Source organism: Anabaena sphaerica FACHB-251, assembly GCF_014696825.1.
In the GTDB taxonomy this organism is placed as follows: Bacteria; Cyanobacteriota; Cyanobacteriia; order Cyanobacteriales; family Nostocaceae; genus RDYJ01.
Genome location: NZ_JACJQU010000026.1, coordinates 56,027 through 64,698, shown reverse-complemented (window position 1 = coordinate 64,698; position 8,672 = coordinate 56,027). Strand labels below are relative to the sequence as shown.

Here is an 8,672-nt window from a genome sequence, read left to right as displayed (position 1 = left end):
CTGTTCCCTGTTCCCTGTTCCCTGTTCCCTGTTCCCTGTTCCCTGTTCCCTGTTCCCTGTTCCCTGTTCCCTGTTCCCTGTTCCCTGTTCCCTGTTCCCTGGAAATGAAAATGATTGTTACAAAATATTAAGAGCAGTAATAAATGCTCAACATAATGCCGGACAATGTTTTGCGGAAGGTAGTTGAGTTTTCTAACTTATTTACTTGTTTTGAGCCAATGTGTCTCGCAATGTACTAAGATACGAAGCTACTATCAACCACTTAAAGTCTTACCAGTTTAAAAACTGGTGTCATTAGTTTTGGAGGAATCCATTAATGAGTATCGTCACGAAAGCTATCGTGAATGCTGATGCAGAAGCTCGCTACCTCAGCCCTGGTGAATTAGATCGGATCAAGAGCTTTGTTTCCGGTGGCGCACAACGTCTCCGCATCGCTCAAGTATTGACCGACAACCGTGAGCGCATCGTTAAGCAAGCTGGCGACCAACTTTTCCAAAAGCGTCCTGATGTTGTTTCCCCTGGTGGTAACGCTTACGGACAAGAAATGACAGCTACTTGTCTTCGTGACTTGGATTACTACTTGCGTCTTGTTACCTACGGAATCGTTTCTGGTGATGTTACCGCCATCGAAGAAATCGGTATCGTTGGTGTACGTGAAATGTACAAGTCTTTGGGTACTCCCATTGATGCAGTTGCTGGTGGCGTTGCCGCTATGAAGAACGTTGCTGCTACCTTGTTGTCTGCTGAAGACGCTGGTGAAGCTGGTTCTTACTTCGACTACGTTGTTGGTGCTATGCAGTAGGTTTTAGCTGTTTCTCGGCTCAAACTAATACTGTGGCAATAAGGTTGGAAATAAGGAAAAAACAACAATGCAAGACGCAATTACCTCCGTTATCAATTCTTCAGACGTTCAAGGTAAATACCTTGATACCGCTGCTCTCGAAAAGCTAAAAGGCTACTTCGCTACTGGTGAACTGCGCGTTCGTGCGGCTCAAACCATCAGTGCTAATGCTGCTGCGATCGTTAAAGAAGCTGTAGCTAAGTCCTTGTTGTACTCTGATATCACCCGTCCCGGTGGTAATATGTACACCACTCGTCGTTACGCAGCTTGTATCCGTGACTTGGATTACTACTTGCGTTATTCCACCTACGCTATGTTGGCTGGCGATCCTTCCATTTTGGATGAGCGCGTATTGAATGGTTTGAAAGAAACCTACAACTCCTTGGGAGTACCCGTAGGCGCTACCGTTCAAGCTATCCAAGCAATGAAGGAAGTAACCGCAAGCTTGGTTGGTCCTGACGCTGGTAAAGAAATGGGCGTTTACTTCGACTATATCTCCTCTGGCTTGAGCTAGGAGTTAGGTTTGCACTTGATGATTTAGGTGCGACTTGATTCAGGTCTGGAAATCAACCGTGAGTTCTAGGTCGTTCTATTGCTTACCAAAAATGAGTATTAGCGGTCTAGTATTGATGTTTGATTTCCAGACTTTGAGAAAATAAATGTAAGAATTCAGGAGTCAGGAGTCAGGAGTCAGGAGTCAGAATATTTGATAAATCAGCAGATAATCAAATGGTGATTTTTGGCGCAAAAGTTAAAAAGCTGATCGCTGATAGCTAAATCCTTACACATAAATTAAAGATTTGCACTCAGGATATTTGAGATAAAAAAGTTTCCGCAATCGATAGAGGAGATTAGAAAAAATGGCTCGTTTATTTAAAGTAACTGCTTGTGTTCCCAGCCTAACTCGTACTCGTACTCAACGCGAATTACAAAATACCTACTTCACCAAGTTAGTTCCCTATGAAAACTGGTTCCGTGAACAACAACGGATTCAAAAAATGGGTGGCAAAATCGTTAAGGTTGAATTAGCAACTGGTAAGCAAGGTACAAATACTGGTTTGCAGTAATTTCTATACATCAGAGATTATTTTGGTAGATTTGGAAGGGGTCAGTGATGACCTCTTTTTTTTGGGAAATTCACATTAAGAGGCTATTTGCAATGTGTTTGGTTCAGGGATGGATTCACCTTCTGCTTCCCAAGCTTCTAGGTACATTCCAATTACTTCTTCTCCATTTTTAATTGCTTCTTCACGAGTTTTTCCGTGAGTACAAGGCATAATTACAAGATGACTAAATTCGGGAATTGTAACTAGGAAAAGTTGGTCTTCCTTCGACCATTGAATAATCATACTGTATTGACTCATTAATTTTGCTCCTCTCCTAATTTAATTCTTCCAGTTCAGTTAATAACTTTGCTAATTGCTTTTCTAGATAAGGTGGAACATCATCATTCTGTTGATTAATTTCTTGGTATGAAGATTCCTTGCAGATAATTAAGTACATTTTGCGCTATCCGTAAAAGCTGATCAAAGGTTATAATTTCTATTCTGTATAAATGACCATTGAGTCTACGAAGTGCCTTCTGCTGATCTTTATCACCATCACGTCCTATGATTATCTTAGCCCTAATTTTATTGGTATCCTCTCCATCGTTCGCCAAAATTGAATCACGCGCTTTATCAAGTTTTTCAAGATAATTCTGAACTTGTCCAATAACCTTGGATAGTTCCACACCGGGATAGTAACTTTTATGGGATTTATCGTAGTTGAATAAAACTTTCCCATCAAGAGGTGTTTTAATCTCAATAATTTCTATATAATTGTCGGTAGTTCTTCTAACCACAAAATCTTGTTGCTCATCTCGTGTCCACTTTCTTCTATCCAGGATTTCACTATACTCACTTCCAAACATCCAAGGATTTTCTTCGAGAATTTTTTGGAATTGAGATTCGCCAACTTTGCCACTATCTATTAAGTTTTTTAATTTATCTACAGCGTTCTTGTAAGTAGCTAAATTAAGTGCTGCTGCGGCATCTGCAAACAAATGTGGATCTTTATCTACGCGCTCTACGAGTACCTTAAAAAGTTCTGTATCATTTTCAGAAAATTCTAATATCTCCACAAGGGCATCAACTCTTCCTGAAATGGAAAGGCTACTTAACAATTGTTGTAATGATTCAAGGTTTATATTTTCAAGGTTTATATCTTGAGTTGGCACTTTTAAGATAGTATAGTCTCCATCTGGCATGGAAGAAGTGTTTCCATGTGTAGCTGCAAGAAAATCCATGAGTTTCTGAATTTCATCGTCGTCTTCACTTTCTAATGTGATTGATTTCTCAGGTTTTTCTTTCCACTGTTTCTGAATCAAGCCAAAGGTTTGGATACTTAGAGAGTAATGATGTACTTTTTCTGTATGGCGATCACGAATCGTTGTGTACTTAGCCTGTTTAATAGACCTTGGACCTTGCTTCAATATGACTGATTCCATCTTGTCCAAATCTGGAAATCTTTCTGGATCAAAACTTGCAGCCTGAACAACAAGTGTTGACTGGTTAGTTTCAGTCACTTCAGTAGGTATTGGTTCATCAGAATTGATATCTGGAGTATTGTTGGAAGACATAACTTAGATAATATACAGAATCTTTCCGTATATTATTCCATATAGTAACAACTATATAAAAGTGTAGGTATCACTTCAACTATCCATTATGAGCGATCGCCAATCATAAAACCTAACAACTAAACTCAATTAAGGAACTGCTAATTGATACAATTGCTGTTTACCCAAAGGAGTGATCACCACAGCTTCTACTTTGCGGTTTTGGGGTAAAGGAACAGTAATATCAAATCTGCCACTAGGATCGATATTCAGAGGCTGTTGAGCTATCATTAGCAGGTTAACTGGATCAACAGTACCAACAATTTTCACCTGGCTGCCATTAGCTAGAAGTTGACTAATATTTAAACGAGTATCTTCCCGTAGAGGTACTGCTGGGGAAGGTGGTTCTCCGGGAATAGTCAGATTTTGGAAACCAGCATTTACCAACACTGTCTGTCCTTGAGCAGAAGTCGCTACTGCACCCTCTTTAGTACCAACCCCCGTTTTGCCATCATCCTGTACACTCACACCAAAATCAGTTCCCCGCACCCCAGCCACTCCAGCAGGAGTGCGAATTTCTACACGAGATGTATCATGAGTTAATCTGCGAATTTGCAGACGGACTTGGCCAGACTTTACCTGAAGTTCTGTGATTCTTTCACCTCTTGATCCTTTATCAAGTTTATGCACCGTTACCGTTGTATTTTCAGAAATATTAATAAAGCCAGTACCTATATCCATTGCTAGAACGGCGCTGGAACCTTGCTTAGTAATGATTGTATCCCCAACTGATTGTAGTCGCATTCCGCTGGTAACTGGTTTAACTGTCTGGCCACGAGAATATATAACCTGTCCGATGGAACGACGTACTTCTAAGTAGCGATTGACTTTAACCTTTAATGGATCTGCGGCAGAAGCATGAAGGGTACTAACTAGTCCGACTAGGACGAAAATTAAATGATAAGTCCACCAAGTTTTCATAAAAACCTCTCTAGATGAATATGTATGCAGATTTAGTGAAAATAGACCACTCGTGCATCTAGTCCCTGGCTTCTCAAAAAATTAGATAAACACTCTGCATCTCCTCTTCTTGAAGAACCTCCAGCATAGACATAAGCACCAAGTCTGTGCTGTGCTAGAAATGCGTCAGCAACATAGCGACGCACAAAGTTTAACAATTGATTTGAATTGCCAGGAACAACAACTATATAAGGACTATCTGGTACTTTCCCAATGACGATCACATTGCTTTTTTGGACACTATTCAGGGATTTAGTAACTGTGGGCAAACTTGGAGAAATACAAGGAGGTGGCTGAGTCCAAGCCTTAGACAATGAAGCTTCCCAGACAATAGCTGTGGTTATTCCTGTAATCAGATATCTATTCACTATACTCACCAACTTCTGCTTATTTTTTCTAAATTCAAAGAAATTGTTCAATTCTCTGAGGTTGTAAATTCGCTGGAAGTAAATAATCTGTTATACATTTAAGTGTCATAATTAGGATAGTCCAGATTTCCACCCTACAAGTTGTTAATAATAGTTGCATAATATGAAAATTTGCAAATGATGTGTAATTTAACTACTGTTTATTTATTTAGCACACTTTTGATTATTTAATTTGTATTATTTCAGGAAATATGAATTTTAACTTAATATGCGAATTTATAAATATTGTGCAAACGTTTTGCCGAAATGTTTCTACAGCTCGGTCTAATTAACCAAACATTGCTGTAAATGAATTTGTTATTACGCCTGTTCAGATGAATCTTGCCATCCCATAATAGAATAAATCATGGTTAATTGTTGCCGTCCACGTAGCTGCATCTGCTCTACTTTTTGGGTATTAAAATGCTGTCTAATCAATTGAAATGTGGTTTCACTAACTAAGATGCTATAAGGATTACCCTCTGGAACATTTTTATTAAGTTGTTCTAACCGCGCCGCAATATTTACAGTATCTCCCAATACCGAATAGTTTAATCGTTGAGATCCGCCAATGCTGCCAGCAACTACTAAACCTGTATGAATGCCAATGCCGATCTGAATGATAGGTTTACCTAAACGTTCTAATTCCTGATTTAATGACACTAATCTTTCCTGCATAGAAATTGCCGCAGAGACCGCAGCAATGGCATCTTGCTGAATTTCTTCTACTTGTTTGTGGGGAAAGGGAATACCAAAAACAGCCATCACAGCATCACCAATGTATTTATCAATGACTCCATGATGTTCTTGAACACACTCAGCCATAGCACCCAGATAGGAATTTAACCAGCTTAGTAAATCTCGTGGTTTCATGCCTTCGGAAATAGTGGTAAAGCTGCGGATGTCGCTAAATAATACCGTTGCTACCATTTCTTGAGCTTCTAACTGACCATTTTGGAAAATATCAGCCCGATGTTGCCAGATTAAATTTGCTGTTTCTTGGGAAACGTGACGAGCGAACAAACTCATCAGTTGTTGTTTTTCTTTTTGTTCTTGCCACTGTACACTTAACGCAGCTAAGAAAATAGTACCGATGGGAGCAACGGTAGGCAACCAGAGATTAGAGATTGCCAGAGCTAAGATTGATAGACTAAACCAAGTCAGAGGCAATAATCCTAGTAGCAGAGTGCGTTGGTATAATTTCCCTGGAATTAGTATCAAATTTGTACCGATGCCAACAATCAATAATAGTAAAAGTTCAATTTGCCGGGGTAATTTTTGCAGCAATCGCTGGTTGAGTAGATTATCAATAACAGCAGCGTGTAGGTAAATACCAGATGTGGGTGGTGTTTGCTCGAAAGGAGTTTTTACGGGATCGTTGGTGCCGGTGGCAGTTAACCCAACTAGGACAATTTTGTTTTTGAATTTGGCTGTATCTACCTTTTTCTGGACAACATCAACAAAGGAATAGGTAGGGATTTTCTGGCTAGGTGCTATCCAGTTAATCCAGACCGATTGTACTTTGACTGCTGATTGCAGAGGTGGGATAGCAGTGAGGGATTTGGTGAAGTTGTTTTTATCGGCGGTAAAGGTAGATTGCAAGCTATTGTTGTATACTTCCAGGAGCTTTATGCTCAAGGAGGGAACTTGATTGATGTAGACGTAGAATTGACGGGTGACTCCATCTACATCGGCATTGCTGGCAATATGGCCTTTAGCGGTGACGCGATCTAAAACGGTGACTGGACGCAGGGTTTGTTGCTGCAAACTGGGGGCAACTGCTAGGACTACCTGGCCATTAATTTCCATTGCTTCGGCCAGTGCTGCATCGTGACTGGTGGGTTCGGTAAATAAAATATCAAAGCCGATGGCTGCGGGAGGAGAGGCTGCTAGGGTGTCTAATAATTGAGTATAGCGATCGCGTGACAGGGGAAACTGCCCATATTCACTTAATGTCGCATCGTCAATACCGATAACAGCAATACGCTCATCCCAGCTAGGATGAGGTAGATAGTTACGTGTGTGGAATAATATATTAAATCCTAGTAATTCTAGGGTAGCCCAAGCCCCTACTTGCCATAATCCCATTGAGAACAGCGCAGCCAATAGGTAAGGATTCAGTAAATGCTTTTTTAGAATCGAGATTCTCAGGTATTGGCGAAAATCTCGCCAAGATTCTCCCCAAGCTTTGACTGTTATTTTTAGTTGGAATTTTGCCATAAATTTAATAAATGCACCTTGAGACAGAGTACGTATGGCAAGTGCGGAATTTACGCTTGTGGTCAAGAAACTGCTGACGGTGTTGGTGAAAGCAGGAAGCAAACGTCAAACTGTTCTATTTTTTTAGATCCAGCAGATTGCAGATCAATGAGGTACAGAATCTAAATTGAAACCTATACACAAAGCCAGTTTTACTCCTGACTCCTGACTCCTGCTGTATGAGCGATTTGTATAAGTTTTGTGTTGCACAAAGTTGATTGGACAGTGAATGTTGAGGAAGCGATCGCAACTTTGCTGATCATCTTAAACTAAATGAAACCTCAAAACCTAAAATAATGTCATGTTCCTACACCTATAACACATTGTGAACCTACGCCAATTAATACCTATTTTTGATAATTCCGTTTCTACCTGGGCTTTAGAAGCGCGGCTGTTACGCTGGTTAACCCTACTATGGCTGTTTGTCGGCTTAATTGTACTTTTTTCTGCATCCTATCCCGTTGCTGATGAACGTCAGGGGGATGGAATGTATTATTTCAAGCGTCAAATTATTTGGGTATTAGTTTCACTAATACTATTCAACATCATTGTTAATCTTCCCCTACGGAAAATTTTAGCGGTATCTCATTGGTTTTTATTGCTGTTTTTATTGTTAATTTTCGTCACCCTCATCCCCGGATTAGGAAAGAAGGCTTTTGATGCAGCACGATGGATAGCTTTAGGTCCTATTCCCATTCAACCGTCAGAGTTGATTAAACCTTTTTTAGTGTTGCAAAGTGCCAGGCTTTTTGGTCAGTGGGAAAGATTAAGTTGGGAGGTTCGTCTTTCGTGGTTGGGTGTGTTCTGTCTTGTATTATTAGGAATTCTTGCCCAACCTAACTTAAGTACAACTGCACTTTGTGGGATGACAATTTGGTTAATTGCACTAGCCGCTGGACTACCATACAAATACTTGGGAGGAACAGCTATTGGTGGAGTTTTATTAGCATTACTCAGTATTAGTATCAAAGAGTATCAAAGGCGAAGGGTGATGTCTTTCCTTAACCCTTGGGCTGATGCTACAGGTGACGGCTATCAGTTAGTACAAAGTTTACTAGCCGTAGGTTCCGGCAAAACTTGGGGGGTTGGATTTGGACTTTCTCAACAAAAGCTGTTTTATCTACCAATTCAAGATACTGATTTTATCTTTGCAATCTTCTCTGAAGAATTTGGCTTTGTTGGCAGTATCTTACTGTTGTTACTCCTAGCTATATTCGCTACTTTAGGATTAATTGTAGCCCTGAAGTCCAAAAATCCTATCCATCGACTTGTAGCAATTGGTATTACTGTTGTGATGATCGGACAATCATTACTACATATTGGTGTGGCTACAGGGGCGCTACCAACTACAGGTTTACCTTTACCGATGTTTAGTTATGGTGGTAATTCCATGATTGCTAGTTTGGTGGCTGCTGGATTATTAATTCGGGTGGCTAGGGAAAGTAGTGAAGCTGAAGTAGTACCTTTGCGAATAAACCAACCAGAAAATAGACGGAGAAGACGGATGTTTTAGAAGTTGGTTAAAAAGCTAAGAGACTACACCTAT

9 protein-coding genes are annotated in these 8,672 nt (G+C 40.1%); 4 read left to right on the top strand and 5 right to left on the bottom strand.

Annotation, left to right across the window (positions count from 1 at the left end; translation table 11 throughout):
* Positions 1-316: 316 nt before the first annotated feature.
* The 3 genes from apcA to H6G06_RS24900 all read left to right on the top strand — a co-directional run bounded on the left by apcA (position 317) and on the right by H6G06_RS24900 (position 1,908).
* The gene (gene apcA, locus H6G06_RS24910; protein ID WP_190564747.1) at positions 317-802 is read left to right on the top strand and encodes an allophycocyanin subunit alpha; all 486 of its coding nucleotides are present in this window, start codon (positions 317-319) and stop codon (positions 800-802) included.
* A 67-nt stretch (positions 803-869) separates the two neighbouring features.
* Entirely contained in the window at positions 870-1,355 is a 486-nt protein-coding gene (apcB, locus tag H6G06_RS24905) for an allophycocyanin subunit beta (protein ID WP_168492787.1), read from the top strand.
* 346 nt (positions 1,356-1,701) lie between these two features.
* Positions 1,702-1,908 (top strand): phycobilisome linker polypeptide, encoded by a 207-nt coding sequence (locus tag H6G06_RS24900; protein ID WP_190564746.1) that lies wholly within the window; start codon positions 1,702-1,704, stop codon positions 1,906-1,908.
* A 75-nt stretch (positions 1,909-1,983) separates the two neighbouring features.
* Here H6G06_RS24900 and H6G06_RS24895 read toward each other — a convergent pair whose 3' ends face one another.
* From H6G06_RS24895 to H6G06_RS24875, 5 genes are all read right to left on the bottom strand, one after another.
* Positions 1,984-2,205 (bottom strand): type II toxin-antitoxin system HicB family antitoxin, encoded by a 222-nt coding sequence (locus tag H6G06_RS24895; protein WP_190564745.1) that lies wholly within the window; start codon positions 2,203-2,205, stop codon positions 1,984-1,986.
* Positions 2,206-2,300: 95 nt separating this feature from the next.
* Positions 2,301-3,461 (bottom strand): Shedu anti-phage system protein SduA domain-containing protein, encoded by a 1,161-nt coding sequence (locus H6G06_RS24890; RefSeq protein WP_190564744.1) that lies wholly within the window; start codon positions 3,459-3,461, stop codon positions 2,301-2,303.
* Positions 3,462-3,590: 129 nt separating this feature from the next.
* Positions 3,591-4,421, bottom strand: coding sequence for a FecR family protein (locus H6G06_RS24885; RefSeq protein ID WP_190564743.1), 831 nt, complete (start codon positions 4,419-4,421; stop codon positions 3,591-3,593).
* 32 nt (positions 4,422-4,453) lie between these two features.
* Positions 4,454-4,828: a hypothetical protein gene (locus tag H6G06_RS24880; RefSeq protein WP_190564742.1), complete on the bottom strand. Its 375-nt coding sequence runs from the start codon at positions 4,826-4,828 to the stop codon at positions 4,454-4,456.
* A gap of 360 nt (positions 4,829-5,188) precedes the next feature.
* Complete coding sequence (locus H6G06_RS24875; protein WP_190564741.1) at positions 5,189-7,087, bottom strand: CHASE2 domain-containing protein; 1,899 nt, start codon at positions 7,085-7,087, stop codon at positions 5,189-5,191.
* A gap of 364 nt (positions 7,088-7,451) precedes the next feature.
* Here H6G06_RS24875 and H6G06_RS24870 point away from each other — a divergent pair, with 364 nt between their 5' ends.
* Positions 7,452-8,639 (top strand): FtsW/RodA/SpoVE family cell cycle protein, encoded by a 1,188-nt coding sequence (locus tag H6G06_RS24870; protein ID WP_190564740.1) that lies wholly within the window; start codon positions 7,452-7,454, stop codon positions 8,637-8,639.
* Positions 8,640-8,672: the final 33 nt, after the last annotated feature.